The 19946-nt window shown below is 60.4% G+C and carries 18 protein-coding genes; 8 read left to right on the forward strand and 10 right to left on the reverse strand.

The genetic code is table 11. The features are described from left to right. Window positions 1-78: 78 nt before the first annotated feature. Complete coding sequence (locus tag CGA21_RS12720) at window positions 79-981, forward strand: DMT family transporter (protein WP_188264293.1); 903 nt, start codon at window positions 79-81, stop codon at window positions 979-981. 12 nt (window positions 982-993) lie between these two features. Here CGA21_RS12720 and CGA21_RS12725 read toward each other — a convergent pair whose 3' ends face one another. Together CGA21_RS12725 and CGA21_RS12730 are read right to left on the reverse strand one after the other, a co-directional pair. Continuing rightward, on the reverse strand, window positions 994-1503 hold the full coding sequence (locus CGA21_RS12725) for a DUF2165 family protein (protein WP_042955299.1): 510 nt from the start codon (window positions 1501-1503) through the stop codon (window positions 994-996). A gap of 174 nt (window positions 1504-1677) precedes the next feature. Continuing rightward, window positions 1678-2652, reverse strand: a complete 975-nt coding sequence (locus tag CGA21_RS12730; RefSeq protein ID WP_020796705.1) for a 2-hydroxyacid dehydrogenase — start codon at window positions 2650-2652, stop codon at window positions 1678-1680. 198 nt (window positions 2653-2850) lie between these two features. On the opposite strand from CGA21_RS12730, the gene CGA21_RS12735 reads away from it, so the two are divergent. Then, entirely contained in the window at window positions 2851-3108 is a 258-nt protein-coding gene (locus CGA21_RS12735) for a hypothetical protein (RefSeq protein WP_110746903.1), read from the forward strand. A 59-nt stretch (window positions 3109-3167) separates the two neighbouring features. Here CGA21_RS12735 and CGA21_RS12740 read toward each other — a convergent pair whose 3' ends face one another. Both CGA21_RS12740 and norR read right to left on the reverse strand, forming a co-directional pair. Further along, entirely contained in the window at window positions 3168-3917 is a 750-nt protein-coding gene (locus tag CGA21_RS12740) for a YkgJ family cysteine cluster protein (protein ID WP_110746905.1), read from the reverse strand. Window positions 3918-4022: 105 nt separating this feature from the next. Next, window positions 4023-5573: a nitric oxide reductase transcriptional regulator NorR gene (gene norR / locus CGA21_RS12745; protein WP_110746907.1), complete on the reverse strand. Its 1551-nt coding sequence runs from the start codon at window positions 5571-5573 to the stop codon at window positions 4023-4025. 155 nt (window positions 5574-5728) lie between these two features. Here norR and hmpA point away from each other — a divergent pair, with 155 nt between their 5' ends. Then, window positions 5729-6910: an NO-inducible flavohemoprotein gene (gene hmpA, locus CGA21_RS12750; RefSeq protein ID WP_188264294.1), complete on the forward strand. Its 1182-nt coding sequence runs from the start codon at window positions 5729-5731 to the stop codon at window positions 6908-6910. Between the two features lie 205 nt (window positions 6911-7115). Here hmpA and CGA21_RS12755 read toward each other — a convergent pair whose 3' ends face one another. From CGA21_RS12755 to CGA21_RS12775, 5 genes are all read right to left on the reverse strand, one after another. After that, window positions 7116-7757: a transcriptional regulator gene (locus CGA21_RS12755; protein ID WP_110746911.1), complete on the reverse strand. Its 642-nt coding sequence runs from the start codon at window positions 7755-7757 to the stop codon at window positions 7116-7118. A gap of 91 nt (window positions 7758-7848) precedes the next feature. Further along, a complete protein-coding gene (locus CGA21_RS12760) occupies window positions 7849-8976 on the reverse strand; it encodes an NAD(P)/FAD-dependent oxidoreductase (protein ID WP_188264295.1) in 1128 nt (375 codons plus the stop codon). A 150-nt stretch (window positions 8977-9126) separates the two neighbouring features. Further along, the gene (locus CGA21_RS12765; protein ID WP_188264296.1) at window positions 9127-10071 is read right to left on the reverse strand and encodes an ornithine cyclodeaminase family protein; all 945 of its coding nucleotides are present in this window, start codon (window positions 10069-10071) and stop codon (window positions 9127-9129) included. A 125-nt stretch (window positions 10072-10196) separates the two neighbouring features. Further along, window positions 10197-11687: an ATP-dependent RNA helicase RhlB gene (gene rhlB / locus CGA21_RS12770; RefSeq protein ID WP_188264297.1), complete on the reverse strand. Its 1491-nt coding sequence runs from the start codon at window positions 11685-11687 to the stop codon at window positions 10197-10199. Between the two features lie 98 nt (window positions 11688-11785). Then, a complete protein-coding gene (locus CGA21_RS12775; protein ID WP_110746920.1) occupies window positions 11786-12442 on the reverse strand; it encodes an alpha/beta hydrolase in 657 nt (218 codons plus the stop codon). Window positions 12443-12910: 468 nt separating this feature from the next. Between CGA21_RS12775 and CGA21_RS12780 the strand changes: the two genes are divergently transcribed. The 4 genes from CGA21_RS12780 (at window position 12911) to CGA21_RS12795 (ending at window position 17073) form a co-directional block, all read left to right on the forward strand. Continuing rightward, on the forward strand, window positions 12911-13942 hold the full coding sequence (locus CGA21_RS12780) for an amino acid ABC transporter substrate-binding protein (protein WP_020796717.1): 1032 nt from the start codon (window positions 12911-12913) through the stop codon (window positions 13940-13942). A gap of 65 nt (window positions 13943-14007) precedes the next feature. After that, window positions 14008-15189, forward strand: a complete 1182-nt coding sequence (locus tag CGA21_RS12785; protein WP_110746921.1) for an amino acid ABC transporter permease — start codon at window positions 14008-14010, stop codon at window positions 15187-15189. A 10-nt stretch (window positions 15190-15199) separates the two neighbouring features. Next, window positions 15200-16297 (forward strand): amino acid ABC transporter permease, encoded by a 1098-nt coding sequence (locus CGA21_RS12790; RefSeq protein ID WP_110746923.1) that lies wholly within the window; start codon window positions 15200-15202, stop codon window positions 16295-16297. Between the two features lie 11 nt (window positions 16298-16308). Continuing rightward, window positions 16309-17073: an amino acid ABC transporter ATP-binding protein gene (locus CGA21_RS12795; protein WP_188264298.1), complete on the forward strand. Its 765-nt coding sequence runs from the start codon at window positions 16309-16311 to the stop codon at window positions 17071-17073. A gap of 144 nt (window positions 17074-17217) precedes the next feature. Here CGA21_RS12795 and CGA21_RS12800 read toward each other — a convergent pair whose 3' ends face one another. Beyond that, window positions 17218-18186 carry a LysR family transcriptional regulator gene (locus tag CGA21_RS12800; protein ID WP_110746925.1) on the reverse strand — a complete coding sequence of 323 codons (969 nt, stop codon included), beginning with the start codon at window positions 18184-18186 and terminating at the stop codon, window positions 17218-17220. A 181-nt stretch (window positions 18187-18367) separates the two neighbouring features. Here CGA21_RS12800 and CGA21_RS12805 point away from each other — a divergent pair, with 181 nt between their 5' ends. Next, on the forward strand, window positions 18368-19867 hold the full coding sequence (locus CGA21_RS12805) for an efflux transporter outer membrane subunit (RefSeq protein ID WP_188264299.1): 1500 nt from the start codon (window positions 18368-18370) through the stop codon (window positions 19865-19867). Window positions 19868-19946 lie beyond the last annotated feature (79 nt).

Genomic DNA, 19946 nt, shown 5'->3' on the forward strand with positions numbered 1-19946 from the left:
CCTGACAAAAGCGCAAGATTATGCAAGTGCGACGCAACGCGGCGCAGGACACTGGTCGCCTATCAAGGAGCCTTTGCCATGAACCTTTCGTTGTACCTGCTGACCGTGCTGATCTGGGGCACCACCTGGATCGCCCTGAAATGGCAACTGGGCGTGGTGGCGATTCCCGTGTCCATTGTCTATCGCTTTGGCTTGGCGGCGCTGGTGCTGTTCGGGATTTTGCTGCTCAGTCGCCGCCTGCAAGTGATGAACCGCCGCGGGCACGTGATTTGCCTGGCGCAGGGGTTGTGCCTGTTCTGCGTCAACTTCATGTGTTTCCTGACCGCCAGTCAGTGGATTCCCAGCGGCCTGGTCGCCGTGGTGTTTTCCACGGCCACGCTATGGAATGCGCTGAATGCACGGGTGTTCTTCGCTCAGAAAATCGCTCGCAATGTGCTGATGGGCGGCGCGCTGGGCTTGCTTGGTCTGGGCCTGCTGTTCTGGCCCGAGCTGGCGGGTCACACCGCCAGCCCGCAAACCTTGCTTGGCCTTGGCCTGGCCCTGTGCGGCACCCTGTGTTTCTCGGCGGGGAACATGCTGTCGAGCCTGCAACAAAAGGCCGGGCTCAAGCCGCTGACGACCAATGCCTGGGGCATGGCCTATGGCGCGGCGATGTTGTCGGTGTGGTGCCTGGTCAAGGAGATCCCGTTCGACATGGAATGGAACGCTCGCTACATCGGCTCGCTGTTGTACCTGGTGATTCCCGGTTCGGTCATCGGTTTCACTGCGTACCTGACCCTGGTCGGACGCATGGGGCCCGAGCGCGCAGCCTATTGCACCGTTCTGTTTCCGGTGGTGGCGCTGAATGTCTCGGCGTTCGCCGAAGGCTACCAATGGACGCCCCCGGCGCTCGTGGGCCTGGTACTGGTCATGCTGGGTAACGTGTTGGTGTTTCGCAAGCCCGGCACGAGCACCAAACCCGTGACGGGGAAGCTGGCCTGAGCCGCAGGCTGTTCAGCTGTCTTTTATTGCCGTGAGAAAGATCAGGCCGAAAAACATGTATTCAATATTGTTTTGTGCCCAAATATAGGTGTTGCGGTGAACGGAGTAATCCATGTCGAACCATTCATTGAGTATGGTGACGTATAAAGCCTGATAAACAAAAATACCTGTCACGAGGCCAGCGATCGCGAATTTTTTTGCTTCATGAAACTCGTTGCGTGGTGCATCGAGTTTTCGATAGAGCTGCCAGGTTCCCACCAGGCAACTAAAAGTAAAAATAATTTCGAGTGAAATGATTGCCCAGTAAAAGCGATGATGAAACATGTTGGACGTAATGGACCTGTAGCGCCGTGAGTCGTTGCCCGTGGTGTCGCTCATGCTGATGATGCGCCCGATGTATTCGGCGTATGCCGCATAATCGGTAACATTGTTGGCCAGCGTCATCAAGCCGAATAATGTAGCGGTTAAAACAATAAGTACTTTGCTCCGCCTTATCACGGAGGCGGTGGTGAGTTTATTCATTGGGGTATTCTCCGAGTGCACGCTGGGTGCTTTTTTAATGGCTCGAAGTTTATAGTTGTTCGGGAAAGTTCAGTCGGAGACTACGTTGCGAGGTATGTCGTCTGTACTATTTAATAGCAGGTCGCTTGAAGTTATGAAGAAATGGCACGTCCAACCCGACGTGCCATCGTTCATTCAGCCTTTCCAGACCTGCGGGTTGACCAGGTCTTGTGGGCGCTCACCTAGCAAGGCGCTGCGCAGGTTCGCCAGGGCACGGTTGGCCATGGCATCGCGGGTTTCATGGGTGGCCGAACCGATATGCGGCAAGGTCACTGCGTTTTTCAGCTGAAACAGCGGCGACTCGGCCAGCGGCTCCTTTTCATACACGTCCAGCCCGGCACCGCGAATGCGGTTGTTTTGCAGCGCATCGATCAGTGCTGGCTCGTCCACCACTGGACCCCGAGCGATGTTCACCAGGATCGCGCTCGGCTTCATCAGGGCCAGTTCGCGATGGCTGATCAAGTGTCTGGTCTTCTCGCTGAGCGGAACCACCAGGCAAACGAAGTCGGCTTCAGCCAACAGCTCGTCCAGGCTGCGCATCTGCGCACCGAGTTCCTGCTCCAGCGCAGTCTTGCGGCTGTTGCCGCTGTAGATGATCGGCATGTTGAAGCCCAGCCGACCTCGGCGCGCGATGGCCGCGCCGATGTTACCCATGCCGACAATGCCCAGGGTCTTGCCGTGGACATCGCAGCCGAACAGCGGGGCACCGACGGTGGCTTGCCACTGGCCTGCCTTGGTCCAGGCGTCGAGCTCGGCGACGCGGCGTGCACTGCTCATCAACAAGGCGAAGGCCAGGTCGGCGGTGCTTTCAGTCAGCACGTCCGGGGTGTTGGTGAGCATGATCCCGCGTTCGTTGAAATAGTCCACGTCGTAGTTGTCATAGCCCACGGAAACGCTGGACACGACTTCCAGACTGGCGGCGTTTTCCAGTTGTGCACGACCGAGCTTGCGACCGACCCCGATCAATCCGTGGGCATGGGGCAGGGCTTCGTTAAACTGAGCGTTGATATCACCCTTTTTCGGGTTCGGCACGATGACGTCGAAGTCTTGTTGCAGGCGTTCAACCATTTCTGGCGTGACGCGGCTGAAGGCGAGAACAGTCTTTTTCATGGGCGCAGGGCTCGTCAGGCGGAGAGAATGGGAGGAAAGCTACAAGCTTCAAGCGCCAAGCCGCAAGTCAAAAGCTATCCGCAGCGCGTTTAACTTGAAGCTTGCAGCTTGAAGCTTGTACCTGCCCTTCCGCTATACTGGCGTCTTTCGCGGCTCGCTGAACGGGCCCGACACAGTGTGCATCACCCGGAGCTTTTCATGACTTCCCCGAAACAACCGCCGGTAGCCGACGCCTTGAGCGACGAACAGGCAGAGCTGCCAGACAGCGTCGACTCCAGCGCTGACAGCGAGACCAAATCCGCAATCCCGGCGTTCAAGTTCCCGTTCAAGCCCGGTGAGCTGCAGGCCACCAAGGACGCCAGCCAGCCGTGGTACAAGAACGGCGCCAAGAATGGCCACACCAAGACGCCGGGGATGGCGCCTCCGGGGACTCGCCGTTCGATGGGCAAGCGTTAGGTCTCAGGTTTATCCAGTGTGCTTCGCGAAGGGGCGAATACAGGTGTTGCCTGGTGGGCTCAAGCCTTTCGCAACGAAATGAAAGCATAGTGAGCGGGCGACTCGGTCGCCACCTGCGCACCCGCTGCCAATAGGGGGCCGGCGACATCGTTCCCCGACACATGAAACTGCCATTCGCTTTCCCACGCCGGTAACGTCTGTCCGGCCAATTCGTCGATGATCGTGGCGAACGCGGTCATGTCCGGCAGGTAAGCGGTAAACCCGTCGCCCTTGAGTGCAGTGGTTCGAATCTCCAATAGCGCGCATATCGCATCCTTGATGTGGATGTCATCGCGATCCGCCTGGCGAGAGCGCTGGATCAGGTCCGCCAGTTGCGGATCCGCCAGCTCTCCACCGACAATCAGCGGCGGTCCCTGTTCCCATGATTGCGGCGGACATTCCTTGGCAGCGATGTTCAGGGGAATGTGCGGATTGATCTCCATCGGATAGATGCGGCACACCAGCGGCCGGCGTTCGTAGATGCGGCACAGGTTGTCCTGGTCAAGATGGCGGCAGGCGCCGGTGCTGTAGGCGGCAAAAGTGATGGCAACGAAAGCCTCGCAGGTGCCGCTGCGCACCACTGCCGAGCGCCGTTCGGCGTGCTCGCGTTGCTGAGCCGGCAGGCCCAGGCCATTGCCCAGGAAGGCTTCCACCAACACGATGACCTGGCCACCGTCGGCCGCCCACATCCGGGCTTCTTGCAGGGTCAGGGGCACGTGGTGGTCATTGCAGCATTTGCCACAGCCTACACAGGAAAACGTCGTATTCATTGGGCGGTCAGTCGCATCCGGGGGCAGGCAGCGGCGACAGAATGTCGCCGCGAAGATGGCTCTCGAAGCAAGTTATGCGCCACTCGCAGCGATTGCCCCCGGTGCTTATTTCATCCCCAGGCGCTTGGCCATCCGCCCGAGGTTGGCCCGATCCAGGCCCAGCTCGCGGGCAGCGCTCGCCCAGTTGTGGTGGTGTCGTTCAAGGCATGCGCCGATCAATTGGCGCTGATAACGCTCGGTGGCTTCGCGCAAATCCCCGGTCACCGTTTCCACGGCTGCAGCGGTGGGTTGCTCGGCGCTGACTTCGACGTTGCCATGGGGCAGATCGAGGTCGGCGGCACTCAAGCTGAGAATTTTCGGTCGCTCCTTGCAGTTACCCAGCGCCTTCAACGCACTGCGGCCGATCAGGTGTTCCAGCTCGCGCACATTGCCGGGCCAACCGTAGGCCAACAACGCCGCTTGGGCATCGGTGCTCAGGCGCAGGCTGTTGAGGCCCATGCGCGAGCGGTTCTGTTCGAGGAAGTAACCGCTGAGCAGCAATACATCGCGCCCACGGTCACGCAGTGCCGGTACCAGCAACGGGTAAACGCTGAGCCGGTGATAAAAATCGGCGCGGTAGCGACCACTGCGCACTTCTTCGGCCAAGTCGCGATTGGTCGCTGCGATCAGTCGCACATCGACCTGATGCTCCTTGTCCGAACCCAGCCGCTGTAGCTGACCGCTTTGCAGCACGCGCAGCAATTTGGCCTGCACGGTCAGCGACAGCTCGCCCACCTCATCCAGGAACAGCGTGCCGCCATTGGCCAGTTCAAACTTGCCGCGTCGGTCGTTCAGCGCCCCGGTAAAGGCCCCGCGGACGTGCCCGAACAGCTCGCTCTCCACCAGCGTATCCGGCAAGGCAGCGCAGTTGAGGCTGATAATGGGTTTGTCGGCACGCGGCGAGGCGGCGTGGATAGCCTGGGCCACCAGCTCCTTGCCCACCCCGGTTTCCCCGGTGATCAGCACCGTCAAATCGCTGCCGCCCACCAGGTTGATCTCTTCCACCAGGCGTTTGTGCGCTTTGCTTTGACCAATCATTTCGCGGCTTTGCTGGCCGCTGGCCTGACGGTATACCTCGGCGCGCTGGTGTTCGTCTTCGACCCTGTTGTTCAAGCGCTCGATCCGTTCAGCGGCGTTGACGGTAGCTGCCGCGAGGCTGGCGAAAGCCTCCAAGGCATCGAGCTCGATCGGTTCGAACTGTTCCGGGTTGAGGGCGTCGAGTGTCAGCAGGCCCCACGGTCGCTCATCGATAAACAGCGGGCAACCCATGCAATCGTGGACTTCCAGATGATCGTCCAGGCCATCGACCAGGCCGTCATACGGGTCGGGCATATTGCTGTCAGCGGCAAACCGCGTGGGGCCGGCGCTGCTGAGCAGTGCCTCAAAACGCGGGTGTTCGCTGACCTTGAAGCGCCGGCCGAGGGTATCGGTGCTCAAGCCATCGACAGCCAGCGGCACCAGCCATTCGCCATCGAGGCGCAGCAGGGCGGCGGCATCACAGGGGAGCAGGGCGCGCATGGCTTCCAGCAAGCGTCGATAGCGTTCGCCCTCGGGGAGTTCGCGGGACAGGTCCGCCACCAGTGGCAACAGCGCAGTGAGCAAGGATTTTGCAGTCATAGTGACTCCGTGTAGTCGATAAGACTATAACCTGCTGTGTGTCGTAATGACTACTGCGCAATTAAGTAATTGATTTTTAAAATTTTAATAGTTGGCACGGAAACTGATAAGTCTAAGGCAACTGTTAAAAAAACCCGTTGCCCAGGAGTCACCTTATGCTGAGCGTTCAAGACCGTGCCATCGTCAAGTCCACTGTGCCATTGCTTGAAAGCGGTGGCGAAGCGCTGATCACTCACTTCTACCGGATGATGTTGTCCGAATATCCGCAAGTCCGTCCTCTGTTCAACCAGGCTCACCAGGCCAGCGGTGATCAACCGCGCGCCCTGGCGAACGGTGTATTGATGTACGCCCGCCACATCGACCAGCTTGATCAGTTGGGCGATCTGGTGGCCAAGATCATCAACAAGCACGTGGCCCTGCAGATTCTGCCGGAACACTACCCGATTGTAGGTAGCTGCCTGCTGCGGGCCATTGCCGAGGTGCTGGGCGAAGAAATCGCCACGCCTGAAGTGATTGCGGCATGGGGAGCGGCTTACGGTCAACTGGCGGACATCCTGATCGGTGCCGAAACCAGTATCTACGACCAGAAAGAGCAGGCACCGGGCGGCTGGCGCGGGGCGCGGGAATTCATCGTGGCGGCCAAGGTCGAGGAAAGTGTGGAAATCACCTCTTTCTATTTCGAACCGGCTGACAAGGGGCCTATCCTCGCCGCCGAGCCAGGCCAGTACATCGGCATGAAACTGATCCTTGATGGCGAAGAGATTCGTCGCAACTATTCGCTGTCGGCGTTGGCGAACAAGGGCCAATACCGCATCAGCGTCAAGCGTGAAGATGGCGGGCGAGCCTCCAATCACTTGCACGATCAATTGCATGTAGGGGCGAGCATCCAGCTGTTCCCGCCATCGGGCGAGTTCACCCTGAGCGCCAGTGACAAACCGCTGGTGCTGATCAGCGGTGGCGTCGGCATCACCCCGACCCTGGCCATGCTGGAAGCGGCCCTGGAAACCGAGCGGCCGGTGCACTTCATCCACTGCGCACGCAATGGCAGCGTCCACGCCTTCCGCGACTGGATCGACGGGCTGGCCGAGCGTCACCCGCAACTCAAGCGTTTCTACTGCTATGCCGAAGATGACGGCGTCAGCCCGGCAGCGCACAAGGTCGGGCTGCTGAGCCAGGAACAACTGGCCGCCTGGTTGCCCGAAGAGCGCGACCTGGATGCTTACTTCCTTGGGCCTAAAGGCTTCATGGCGGCGGTCAAGCGCCACCTCAAGGCGTTGGGCGTACCCGAGAAGCAGAGCCGCTACGAGTTCTTCGGCCCGGCTGCGGCGCTGGAATAACGGGTTGGGGACGCGCCATCTGTAGGAGCGAGCATGCTCGCGATGGGCCTGAGGTCGCGGCGGGGTGTCAGGTTTCCCGCGTTATCGTTGACGATCATCGCGAGCGTGCTCGCTCCTACAGGTGGGCCTGAGGTCGCGGCGGGGTGTCGGGTTTCCCGCGTTATCGTTGGCGACCATGGCCATACGGTGTGTTGGTGTCGGATGCTCAGCCTTTGAGTTCCTTCAAATGCTTGTACACCGTCGCCCGCCCCATGTTCAGTACATTGGCCACATAGTTCGATGCGCTCTTGCCCTTGAAGGCGCCTTCGGCGTGCAGGGCCAGCACCAGTTCACGTTTGTGGTCGCGGGTTAGCAGGTTCAGGCTCAGCTGGCGTTCGCGCAGCCAGGCGTGGAGGAAGGTGTTGATCCGCTCCTGCCAGTCATCGCGAAACAGTGCATCGGGCTGCGGAATCAGCTTGGTCGGCGACAGGAACAAGTCCAGCGCGGCCTTGGCATTCTCGAACAGCGAAATATTCAGGTTGATGCACAGCACCGCCAGCGGGTGTCCCTCGCGGTCGCGCAGCACGGTGCTGAGACTGCGAATCTTCTGACCATCCCAATTGAGCTTTTCGTATGGCCCGATGTTGCGTTCGCTGACATCGTCGCTGAGCATGTCCTCCAGGGCCGAGTCGTCACCGATTTCCCGTTTCGACAGGTTGTTGGCGATGTAGTCGACCTTTTGCGTGCGCAAATCGTGCAGCACCACTTCGGCGTGGGGGAAAAACAGCGTGGCGATGGCATCGGCGATGGCCCGGAAGTTGTCCAGGGACGTCTCGTTCAGGACCGGATCTTGTTCAGGTGCGTTCATACAGTGGGGCTCCGGGCAGCTTCAGCGCCCCGTCAAACAGGACGCTGAAAGTGTGCCGCAATCGAATCGGCGCGTCACCTGAGGACTGCAGTCAACCCAGGCGGGCAGGGGACAGCATTGCGGCATTCAGACCGAAGCGGGTGAGGGGTTCGGGCAGGGGTTCACCGCGTACGAGCGCGGCACTGGCCTGGCCCATGGCTGGCGAGGTCTGGATGCCGTAGCCGCCTTGTGCCGCCACCCAGAACAACCCCTGCACCTGCGGATCGAAGCCGGACAGCAAGTCGCCATCGCTGACAAAACTGCGCAAACCAGCCCAGGTTCGGGTCGGGCGGCGGATGGTCAGGGTGGTGGCTTCCTCGATCTGGTAGATGCCCATGGCGATGTCCAGCTCTTCGGGCTGCACGTCGTGGGGGTCGACCGGGTCTGCGTTGGCCGGCGAGCCGAGGAACATCCCGGCATCGGGTTTCATGTAGAAGGATTCGTCGAGGCTCACCAGCATCGGCCAATGGTGGATGTCCACGCCCTCGGGGCCGGCGAAGATGAAGGCCGCGCGGCGCTTGGGTTGCAGGCCCAGGGGCCGGGCACCGGCCATTTCACCGATCTTGTCGGCCCAGGCACCGGCGGCGTTGATGATGACCGGCGCGCTGAAGGTCTGACCCTGGGTTTGTACCTGCCACAAGCCTGCGGCATCGCGGCTCAGGCTCAGGACTTCGCTGTCGGTATGGACTTCGCCCTGGTTGCGGCGGATGCCACGCAGGTAGCCCTGATGCAGGGCATCGGTGTCGATGTCGCTGGCAGTCGGATCGTAGATCGCGCCGTGGACTTTTTCCCGGCGCAGGATCGGCACGCGCACGCAGGCCTCATCGGCGCTCAGCAATTGCATTTCAGGGACCGTGGCTTTGGCGCTCAGGTATTGATTGTTCAGTTCGGCGGGGTCGCCGGTAAAGTCCACGGTCATCTCGCCGCGCGGGGTCAGCAGCGGGTGTTCGCAGAAACCGCTTGGCGGATTGTCGAAGAAGTCGCGGCTGGCCTGGGTTAACGCACGCACCTGAGGTGTTCCGTAGGCGGCGGTGTACAGCGCCGCCGAGCGTCCGGTGGAGTGATAGGCCGGGTGGGACTCGCGTTCGAGCACGATCACGCGTGCGTGCTGCGACAGCCAGAAACCGGTGGAAGCGCCGGCAATCCCGCCGCCGATGATGATGAAGTCTGCCTGGCTCATGAACGTCTCCTGATGGGGCGCAAATGCCAATGTTGTCGAGATTCTCTGTGGGAGCGAGCCTGCTCGCGAAAGCGTCGTATCAGTCAACATCAATTTTGAATGAACGATCGTATTCGCGAGCAGGCTCGCTCCCACAAGTGAATTGGGGTGTCAGGGGTGTAGGCGGTAGATGGCATTGGCCAGCGCAATGTCCTCCAGGCCCAGGCCGATGGAGCGGAAGAACACATGGCGCTCATAGTCGGGGCGCTGCACTTTCTCGCTGAGCAGGTCGGGCAAATCGCCAACAATCGCATTTCTATCCCAGCCATGCTGCTCGCCCGCAATCAGCATCTCACCGGCCGAACCCGGGGTGGTCATACGGTAGTCGCAGAATACCTGCATGTCATTGAGGCTCTGCGGCGGCACCTCATGGGCGCGCGGCGCGTTGGTGCTGATGGAGGTGATCAGCGCCGGTTTACTCAGGCTCGACGGATCGATCACCGGACCTGCGGACGAGGTGCAGAGCATGACGACATCCGCGTCACTGATGGCGGCCTCGAGACTTTGCGCGATGGTCAGGCGCGGCTCGATGGTTTTGAGCAGGCTCACCGTTTCAAGGTCTTCACTCAGGCTTGGCGAGTACAGGCTGATGCTTTGCCAATCGCGCAGGCCTTTCACGTAATGCAGGTGCGCCTGGGCCACTTTGCCGCTGCCGATGATTGCCAGGCGATTGGCGGTGAGCGGCGCGAGGGCATCGACCGCCACGGCGGTGGTTGCAGCGGTGCGGGCCGTGGTCAGCTCGCCCGCATCGCAAAGCATCAGCGGCTGCCCGGTTTGCATCGACATCAACAACGTCCACGCCGTCACCAGTGGCCCCTGTTCACGGACGATGTATGGCGAAGTCTTGATTCCGTACACGCCGTCTTCGGCCAGCACGCCCAGGTAATTGATGAAGTCGCCGGCACCCTGTGGAAACTCCACCAGTTGCTGTGCCGGCTGCACCGCTTGCCCGGCGGCCAGGTCGCGGAACAGCTTGCGCAGGATTTGCGGCACGTCCACCTGTGCCAGCAACTCGCGGGCCTGGGTCTGATTGATCACGTAAGGGGTGCTGGGCATGGTCGGCTCCGGGCGCTGGAATGTAAACTAATTTGTCTATTATGGACTTTTAGATATCTCTGGCAATCTCCGGGCGAAAAAAAAGCGCAGTCCGTTTCCGGCTGCGCTTGTTACTGCAAGGGGGCTCAGTGCGGCCGCTTGCGCTCAACCGCCCGCAATAGATGCGTCGGCGGTGTTTCACAGCTGATTTTGCGCCCCAGCTTTTCCTCGATAGCCGGTAGCTGGTAGGAGTCGTCTTCACCGGCAAAACTGATGGAAACGCCGTCGGCACCGGCACGGCCGGTACGGCCGATGCGATGCACGTAGTCGTCCGGGACTTCCGGCAGGGTGAAGTTGATCACGTGGCTGATGCCGTCGATATGGATACCGCGACCTGCCACATCGGTGGCGACCAGCACGCGGATCTTGCCTTCGCGGAAACCTTCCAGGGTCTTGATGCGCTTGTGTTGCGGCACATCACCCGAGAGCTGCGCGGCGTTGACCCCGTCGCGCACCAGGCGTTCTTCGATGCGGCGCACTTCGTCCTTGCGGTTGGCGAAGACGATGACCCGCTCCCAGCCGTTGTCGGTGACCAGGTTGTAGAGCAGCTTGTATTTGTCGGCACCGGCCACTGCGTAGATGTGCTGCTCGACGTTTTCGCTGGCCACATTCTGCGACTCGATCTCGACGATGGCCGGGTCGGTGGTCCACTGCTTGGCCAGGTTCATCACGTCATCGGTGAAGGTCGCCGAGAACAGCAGCGTCTGACGCTCGTTCTTTGGCGGGGTCTGGCGAATGATCTGGCGCACCTGCGGGATGAAGCCCATGTCGAGCATGCGGTCGGCTTCGTCCAGCACCATTACTTCGACCATGTCCAGGTGCACGTCGCCGCGCTGGTTGAAGTCCAGCAGGCGACCTGGGGTGGCCACGAGAATGTCGCAGTGACGGGCTTCGAGGTGCTTGAGTTGTTTGTCGAAGTCCATGCCGCCCACAAACGTCATGACGTTCAGGCCGGTGTACTTGGTCAGGTCCGCCGCGTCCTTGGCGATCTGCACCACCAGTTCGCGAGTCGGTGCGATGATCAGCGCGCGCGGCTCACCCATGTAGCGCTCTTTCGGCGGCGGGGTCTGCAGCAGCTGGGTGATGATCGAAATCAGGAATGCAGCGGTCTTGCCGGTACCGGTCTGCGCGCGGCCGATGGCGTCTTTGCCGGCGAGGGTGAAACCCAGCACCTGGGCCTGGATCGGCGTGCAGTACGGAAAGCCCAGGTCCTGGATGGCATGCATCAGTTCGGGGGCAAGTTTGAAATCGTGGAAACGGGTCTTGCCTTCCTGGGGTTCGACGACGAAGTCTTCGAGTTTCCACGGGATGACCGGCGCTTTCGGCTTCGGTTCGCGGCGGGGTTTGGCGGGTTTCGGCGTTTCGCTGAGTGGCTGCTCGGGGGCAGCGACCACCGCAGGCTGGACAGCCGCCGTGCTCGCGGGCTCATGTTTCGGTGCCGCTACGGCGGTGGTACGGCCAGGCTGACTACCGTCGGTGAGGTGGCTGGGGGCGTGAGAAGGAGCGCTGGGGACTGGCGCGAGTTGCTCAGTCTCGCTTTTACCGAACATTTTCTTGAGTGCTTTGAGCACGGTCATCTCATCAATTGGTTAAGGAATGTACGCCGGCCAGTGTAATGCAAGAATCGGGCGCGGCGTAGAGGGATGGATCAAAGGGCGTTTTTAAACGTCATTGTTTAGCGCAGGCGCTCGTCGAGCCACACGCCGATGTCGCGAATTTCCTCGGGTAACACTTCATGGCCCATTGGGTATTCCTGCCATGTCACGGTGACACCACGCTGTTTCAAATGCTCGTAGGCGCTACGTCCCATCGAGTTTTGCACCACGTCATCGTACTGGCCGTGCAGCGAAAGCACCGGAATGCGCTGCTGGCTGGCGGACAGTTCCAGCGTGTCGCTGAAGGTCGGTGCATAAGTCGAGAGGGCAAGTACGCCACCCAGCGGGCCCTGCCATTTCAGAAACGCGGTGTGTAGAACCACGGCGCCGCCTTGGGAAAAGCCGGCGAGAAAAATTCGCGAAGCGTCTATTCCGGTGGCGCGCTGCTGTTCGAGCAATTCGATTATCCAGTTGGCCGACTCTTCCAGCTGCTCGCGATTGATCGCCCGTGCCGGGCTCATGGCCAATATGTCGTACCAGCTCGGCATCTCGTAACCGCCATTGATGGTGACGGCGCGGGTCGGTGCCTGGGGCAGGACGAATCGTGTACTCAGCAAAGTCTCCTGCAGGGCTTCGGCCACTGGCAGGAAGTCGTATCGATCGGCGCCCAGGCCGTGGAGCCAGATAACGCAGGCATCTGCGGTCTTGATGGGTTCAAGAATCAATGGGTTGGTCATGGCTGCTCCAAACATGTGCGGGCGCTCTCATTGAGTGCGAGGTCTGAGGGCGTCTCTGGTTGATCAGTTACGAAGATGTCGCAAGGTTACAAGTTTTGCTATTGACCTGTCGCTTAACCGCTTAAGCAGTCGGTGTGGTACGGGCTTTGCTATACGCAAGCTGGTACGAAAATCCCACATCTGTCGGTAACACTATCAGGCCATTGTTGGCAGTGGGATAGCAAAAAAATCCGGTAATGGATGTTCGCCAGTGGCCGCTACGGGCTTCGCGAACGAGAAAGGGCTACAGCCCGTTCGGCCGATTGGTGAGAAGTGAGTTGTCCTTTATATGGATTTTCTCCTACTAGACTCATGGCTACGGTCCTACGTCGGTTGACCCTATAAAAAGCCAACAAGGGTCACCAACGCCTCAAAAGGGTGCGACTGGACTCACGCTCCGACACAACAAGAGCAAAACTGGAGGTTTGAATGAAGATGTTGAAATCCACCCTGGCAGTCGTGACTGCAGCCGCGGTACTCGGCGTCAGTGGGTTCGCTCAGGCGGGCGCGACCCTGGATGCAGTACAGAAGAAAGGTTTCGTACAGTGCGGCGTCAGCGATGGCCTGCCGGGCTTCTCGGTTCCAGATTCCACCGGCAAGATCGTCGGTATCGATGCCGACTACTGCCGTGCCGTGGCCGCTGCCGTGTTCGGCGACGCGACCAAGGTCAAGTTCAGCCAGTTGAACGCCAAGGAGCGTTTCACCGCGCTGCAGTCCGGCGAGATCGATATCCTGTCGCGCAACACCACCATGACCAGCTCCCGTGACGCGGGCATGGGCCTGAAATTCCCTGGCTTCATCACCTACTACGATGGCATCGGCTTCCTGGTCAACAACAAGCTGGGCGTCAAGAGCGCCAAAGAGCTGGATGGCGCGACCATCTGCATCCAGGCCGGTACCACCACCGAACTGAACGTTTCCGACTACTTCCGTGGCAACGGTCTGAAATACACCCCGATCACTTTCGACACCTCCGACGAGAGCGCCAAGTCGCTTGAATCCGGTCGTTGCGACGTACTGACCTCGGACAAATCCCAACTGTTTGCCCAGCGCAGCAAGCTGGCCTCGCCGAAGGACTATGTGGTCCTGCCGGAAACCATTTCCAAGGAGCCACTGGGCCCGGTCGTGCGTAACGGCGACGACGAGTGGCTGGCCATCGTGCGCTGGGTTGGCTACGCCATGCTCAACGCTGAAGAAGCCGGCATCACCTCGAAAAACGTCGAAGCCGAAGCCAAGGCCACCAAGAACCCGGACGTCGCTCGTCTGCTGGGTACCGACGGTGAATACGGCAAAGACCTGAAAGTGAAGAAAGACTGGGTCGTGCAGATCGTCAAGCAAGTCGGCAACTACGGTGAAGTGTTCGAGAAAAACCTCGGCAAGAGCACTCCGCTGGAAATCGACCGCGGGCTGAACGCCTTGTGGAACGCTGGCGGCATTCAATACGCACCACCAGTGCGCTGATGGTTCTATCACCCGGTGGGCCAACCACCGGGTGATGTTCTGTTCCATTCTTTGCGGGGCACTTCATGCAAAATTCAATCGGCGCACCAAAGCAGAGGCTCAGCCTCAGTGATCCACGAGTGCGTGCGTGGGTATTCCAGATCATCACCATTATCGGGGTGGTCTCGCTCGGCTGGTATCTGTTCGACAACACACAGACCAACCTGCAACACCGGGGCATTACCTCCGGTTTTGACTTTCTGGAGCGCAGTGCCGGGTTCGGCATCGCCCAACACCTGATCGACTACACCGAAGCGGACAGCTATGCCCGGGTGTTTGTCATCGGGTTGCTCAACACCTTGCTGGTGACCTTCATCGGCGTGATCCTGGCGACGATCCTCGGTTTCATCGTCGGCGTGGCCCGACTGTCGAAGAACTGGATCATCGCCAAGCTGGCGACTGTGTACGTGGAGGTATTCCGCAACATTCCACCTCTGCTGCAGATCCTGTTCTGGTACTTCGCAGTGTTCCTGACCATGCCGGGGCCGCGCAACAGCCATAACTTCGGTGACACCTTCTTCGTCAGCAGCCGCGGCCTGAACATGCCGGCGGCGCTGATGGCCGATGGTTTCTGGGCGTTCGTGATCAGCATCGTCGTGGCCATTGTCGCCATCGTGCTGATGAGCCGCTGGGCCAACAAGCGCTTTGAAGCCACGGGCGAGCCGTTCCACAAGTTCTGGGTTGGCCTGGCGTTGTTCCTGGCGATCCCGGCGCTGTGCGTGTTGATCTTCGGCGCGCCAGTGCACTGGGAAATGCCCAAGCTGCAAGGCTTCAACTTCGTCGGCGGCTGGGTGCTGATCCCGGAACTGCTGGCCTTGACCCTGGCGCTCACGGTGTACACCGCCGCGTTCATCGCCGAGATCGTGCGTTCGGGCATCAAGTCGGTGAGCCACGGCCAGACCGAAGCTGCGCATTCGCTCGGCCTGCGCAACGGTCCGACCCTGCGCAAGGTGATCATCCCGCAAGCCCTGCGCGTGATCATTCCGCCGCTGACCAGCCAATACCTGAACCTGGCGAAAAACTCCTCGCTGGCGGCCGGTATCGGGTATCCGGAGATGGTCTCGCTGTTCGCAGGCACGGTGCTCAACCAGACCGGCCAGGCGATCGAGGTGATTGCCATCACCATGAGCGTTTACCTGGCGATCAGTATCAGCATTTCCCTGCTGATGAACTGGTACAACAAGCGCATTGCGCTGATCGAGCGGTAAGGAATAGCGCATGAGTACTCATACTTTCAAACCCGACATGCCACCGCCGGCCAAGGTCTTCGGCCCGATGGCGTGGATGCGCGCGAACATGTTCTCCAGTTGGCTCAACACCCTGCTGACCTTGTTCGCGTTCTACCTGATCTACCTGGTGATACCGCCGATCCTGAGTTGGGCGATCATCGATGCCAACTGGGTGGGCACCACCCGCGCCGACTGCACCAAGGAGGGCGCCTGCTGGGTGTTCATCCAGCAGCGCTTCGGCCAGTTCATGTACGGTTATTACCCACCGGAACTGCGCTGGCGCGTCGACCTGACCGTGTGGCTGGCGGTTATCGGCGTGGCTCCGTTGTTCATCTCGCGATTCCATCACAAAGCGGTGTATGGCCTGAGCTTCCTGGTGCTGTACCCGATCATTGCCTGGTGCCTGCTGCACGGCGGCGTCTTCGGCCTGACCCAAGTGGCGACCAGCCAATGGGGTGGCCTGATGCTGACCCTGGTGATCGCCACCGTCGGTATTGCCGGTGCCTTGCCCCTGGGGATTGTCCTGGCATTGGGCCGACGTTCGAACATGCCGGCGATTCGAGTGGTCTGCGTGACCTTCATCGAATTCTGGCGCGGCGTGCCGTTGATCACGGTGCTGTTCATGTCCTCGGTGATGCTGCCGTTGTTCCTGCCCGAAGGCATGAACTTCGACAAGCTGCTGCGGGCGCTGATCGGCGTGATCCTGTTCCAGTCGGCCTACGTGGCCGAGGTGGTGCGCGGCGGTCTGCAAGCGATCCCTAAAGGACAGTACGAAGCGGCCGCGGCAATGGGCCTGGGCTACTGGCGCAGCATGGGCCTGGTGATTCTGCCGCAAGCCCTGAAGCTGGTGATCCCCGGCATCGTCAACACCTTCATCGCGCTGTTCAAGGACACGAGCCTGGTGATCATCATCGGCCTGTTCGACCTGCTCAACAGCGTCAAGCAAGCCGCCGCCGACCCGAAATGGCTGGGCATGGCCACTGAAGGCTATGTGTTCGCCGCCCTGGTGTTCTGGATTTTCTGTTTTGGTATGTCGCGCTATTCCATGCATCTGGAACGCAAGCTCGACACAGGCCACAAGCGTTAGGAGTTCTTTTTATGAGCGAAGCAATCAAGAAGCCTGTGAGCCCTGAAGGCATTATCCAGATGCAGGGCGTGAACAAGTGGTACGGTCAGTTTCACGTACTCAAGGACATCAACCTCAACGTCAAGCAGGGCGAGCGGATCGTCCTGTGCGGGCCGTCGGGTTCGGGCAAGTCCACCACCATCCGCTGCCTCAATCGCCTGGAAGAACACCAGCAGGGCCGCATCGTGGTCGATGGCGTGGAACTGACCAATGACCTCAGGCAGATCGAAGCGATCCGCCGCGAAGTCGGCATGGTGTTCCAGCACTTCAACCTGTTCCCGCACCTGACCATCCTGCAGAACTGCACCCTGGCGCCGATGTGGGTACGCAAGATGCCCAAGCGCAAGGCCGAGGAAATCGCCATGCACTACCTGGAACGCGTACGCATTCCGGAGCAGGCACACAAGTACCCGGGGCAACTGTCCGGCGGGCAGCAACAGCGAGTGGCGATTGCCCGTGCGCTGTGCATGAAACCGAAAATCATGTTGTTCGACGAACCGACTTCGGCACTCGACCCCGAGATGGTGAAGGAGGTTCTGGACACCATGATCGGCCTGGCTGAAGACGGCATGACCATGCTCTGCGTGACCCACGAAATGGGCTTTGCCCGCACCGTGGCCAATCGCGTGATCTTCATGGACAAGGGCGAAATCGTCGAGCAGGCGGCGCCGAACGACTTCTTCGACAACCCGCAGAACGAACGCACCAAGTTGTTCCTGAGCCAGATCCTGCACTGATCTAGCCCAGGCGATAAAAAACCCGGACCTGATCCGGGTTTTTTATCGCCTGTCGTTCTGATCGTTCCCGTTAAACCACGATGGCTTAAGTGAACAGCATTACGGATCTGGTCCGGTTTTCTTTGCCAGTCGTTCAGGAACGTCTCAGTTTGCCAGTCGCGCCCCGGCGAGACTGCCGCTCAATTCATACGCCGCCAATTCCGCCTGATGCGCCGCCAGCAACTCCGGCAACGACCCGCGCAGGTACTCCACCCAAGTCTTGATCTTCGCATCCAGGTACTGCCGCGACGGATAGATCGCGTACAGGTTCAGTTCCTGCGAGCGGTACTTGGGCATCACCCGCACCAGCGTGCCGTTACGCAAACCGTCGATCGCGGCATACAGCGGCAGTACACCAACGCCCATGCCACTGGTGATCGCGGTTTTCATCGCATCGGCCGAGTTCACCAGGAACGGCGAGCTGTTGATGGTGACCATTTCCTGCCCTTCGGGTCCGTCGAAGGCCCACTTTTCCAAGGGGATGACCGGGCTCACTAGGCGCAGGCATGCGTGGTTCAGCAGATCGCTGGGTTTTTGCGCGCAGCCGTTGGCTTTAACGTAGGCCGGCGACGCGCAAACGATGCTGTAGGTGATCCCCAGGCGCTGGGAGACAAAGCCCGAATCCGGCAGTTCGCTGGCGAGCACGATGGACACGTCGTAGCCCTCGTCCAGCAGGTCCGGCACGCGGTTGGCCATGGTCAGGTCGAAGGTCACGTCCGGGTGGGTCTTGCGATAGCGGGCGATGGCGTCGATCACGAAGTGCTGGCCGATACCGGTCATGGTGTGCACCTTGAGCTGCCCGGCCGGGCGCGCGTGGGCATCGCTGGCCTCTGCCTCGGCTTCTTCCACGTACGTCAGAATCTGTTCGCAGCGCAGCAAATAGCGCTTGCCGGCTTCCGTCAGGGCGATGCGACGTGTCGTTCGGTTGAGCAGACGGGTTTGCAGGTGGGCTTCCAGGTTGGAGACCGCGCGCGAGACGTTGGCCGTGGTGGTGTCCAGTTGCACGGCGGCGGCGGTGAAGCTGCCGGCCTCGGCCACGTAACTGAAGGCGCGCATGTTTTGCAATGTGTCCATGGGGTGCTCTCGGGTTCGATGGCAAATTGTGACACGAAGTTTCAGGGGCGGAGACCCCTACAAAGGGATTATCGCGTTAACGGTAACAAAGATTCACAGGAATCCCAGCTTATCGCCTTCAAAACCCACCCCTAGAATTGCGCCGTCCCTCCTATGTTCCCCACCTCAGGAATTTTCAGCAGTGCCGCGTCGCATCAGCAGAGCGCTTCAACCCTTCAGTATTCTGGCTTTAACCCTGGCAATCAGCGGCTGCATCGGAACCGGAGGTATCGCCCCGCAGGGCAAGGCGCTGGAGGCTGATTCTCTGGCCACCGACGAAGCCATCCAGAGCGCCGCGCAGGATGCGCACTGGCCCACCGCTCAATGGTGGCAGGCTTATGGCGATCCGCAACTGAATCGCTGGATCGACCTCGCCGTGCAAGGCAGCCCGACCATGGCCATGGCCGCCGCGCGAGTGCGTCAGGCCAATTCCATCGCCGGTGTGGCCGAGTCGGCCGAGTCGTTGCAGATCAACGGCCAATCCACGCTCAAGCGCCACAATTGGCCCACCGATCAGTTCTACGGCCCTGGCGATCTGGCCAACAGCACGACCTGGGACAACAACGCGGCGCTGGGCTTCAGTTACGCCCTCGACCTCTGGGGCCGTGAAAGCAATGCCACCGAGCGCGCCGTGGACATGGCCCACATGACCGTCGCCGAAGCGCGTCAGGCGCAGCTCGAATTGCAGAACAACATCGTGCGCGTCTATATCGAGCTCTCGTTGCATTACGCGCAGCGGGACATCGTCGAAGCGACATTGAAGCAGCAACAGCAAATCCTTGATCTGGCACACAAGCGCCTGAACGGCGGCATCGGCACCCATTTCGAAGTCAGCCAGGCCGAGACGCCCCTGCCGGAAACCCATCGCCAGATCGATGCACTGGACGAGGAAATCGCCCTGAGCCGCAACCAACTGGCTGCACTCGCAGGCAAGGGGCCGGGGGAGGGGGCGCAATTGCAACGGCCGACGCTGTCGCTGGGCGCAGCGCTGAAATTGCCGTCGTCGTTGCCCGCGCAGTTGCTCGGGCAACGTCCGGACGTGGTCGCCAGCCGCTGGCAAGTGGCGGCGCAGGCCCGGGGCATCGACGTGGCGCATGCAGGCTTCTATCCCAACGTCGATCTGGTCGGCAGCCTGGGCTACATGGCCACCGGTGGCGGGGCGCTGGAGTTCCTGACCGGCAGGAAGCTCAATTACAACGTGGGGCCGGCGATATCCCTGCCGATTTTCGACGGCGGCCGTTTGCGCGCGGAGCTGGGTGAGGCTTCGGCGGGTTATGACATTGCCGTGGCCAAGTACAACCAGACCCTGGTCAATGCCCTGAAGAACATCTCTGACCAGTTGATTCGTCGCGAGTCCATGGACAAGCAGCAGGCCTTCGCCGCCGAGTCGGTTGCCACTGCACAGAGAACCTATGACATCGCGATGATCGCTTATCAGCGCGGGCTCACCGATTACCTCAACGTGCTCAATGCGCAGACGCTGTTGTTCAAGCAGCAGCAGGTGCAGCAGCAGGTGCAGGCGGCACGCCTCAGCGCCCATGCCGAATTGGTGACGGCGTTGGGTGGTGGGCTCGGTGCAGGCAACGATGTGCCGAAAGACAGCCAGACTGCTGCACCGAAAACCCCGGTCCTTTTGCGTTGAACATAACCCCAGTGGGAGCGAGCTTTTGTGGCGAGGGGATTTATCCCCGTTCGGCTGCGAAGCAGTCGCCATAAATGTA

It is taken from the genome of Pseudomonas sp. PSB11, assembly GCF_014596605.1.
Taxonomy (GTDB): Bacteria; Pseudomonadota; Gammaproteobacteria; order Pseudomonadales; family Pseudomonadaceae; genus Aquipseudomonas; species Aquipseudomonas umsongensis.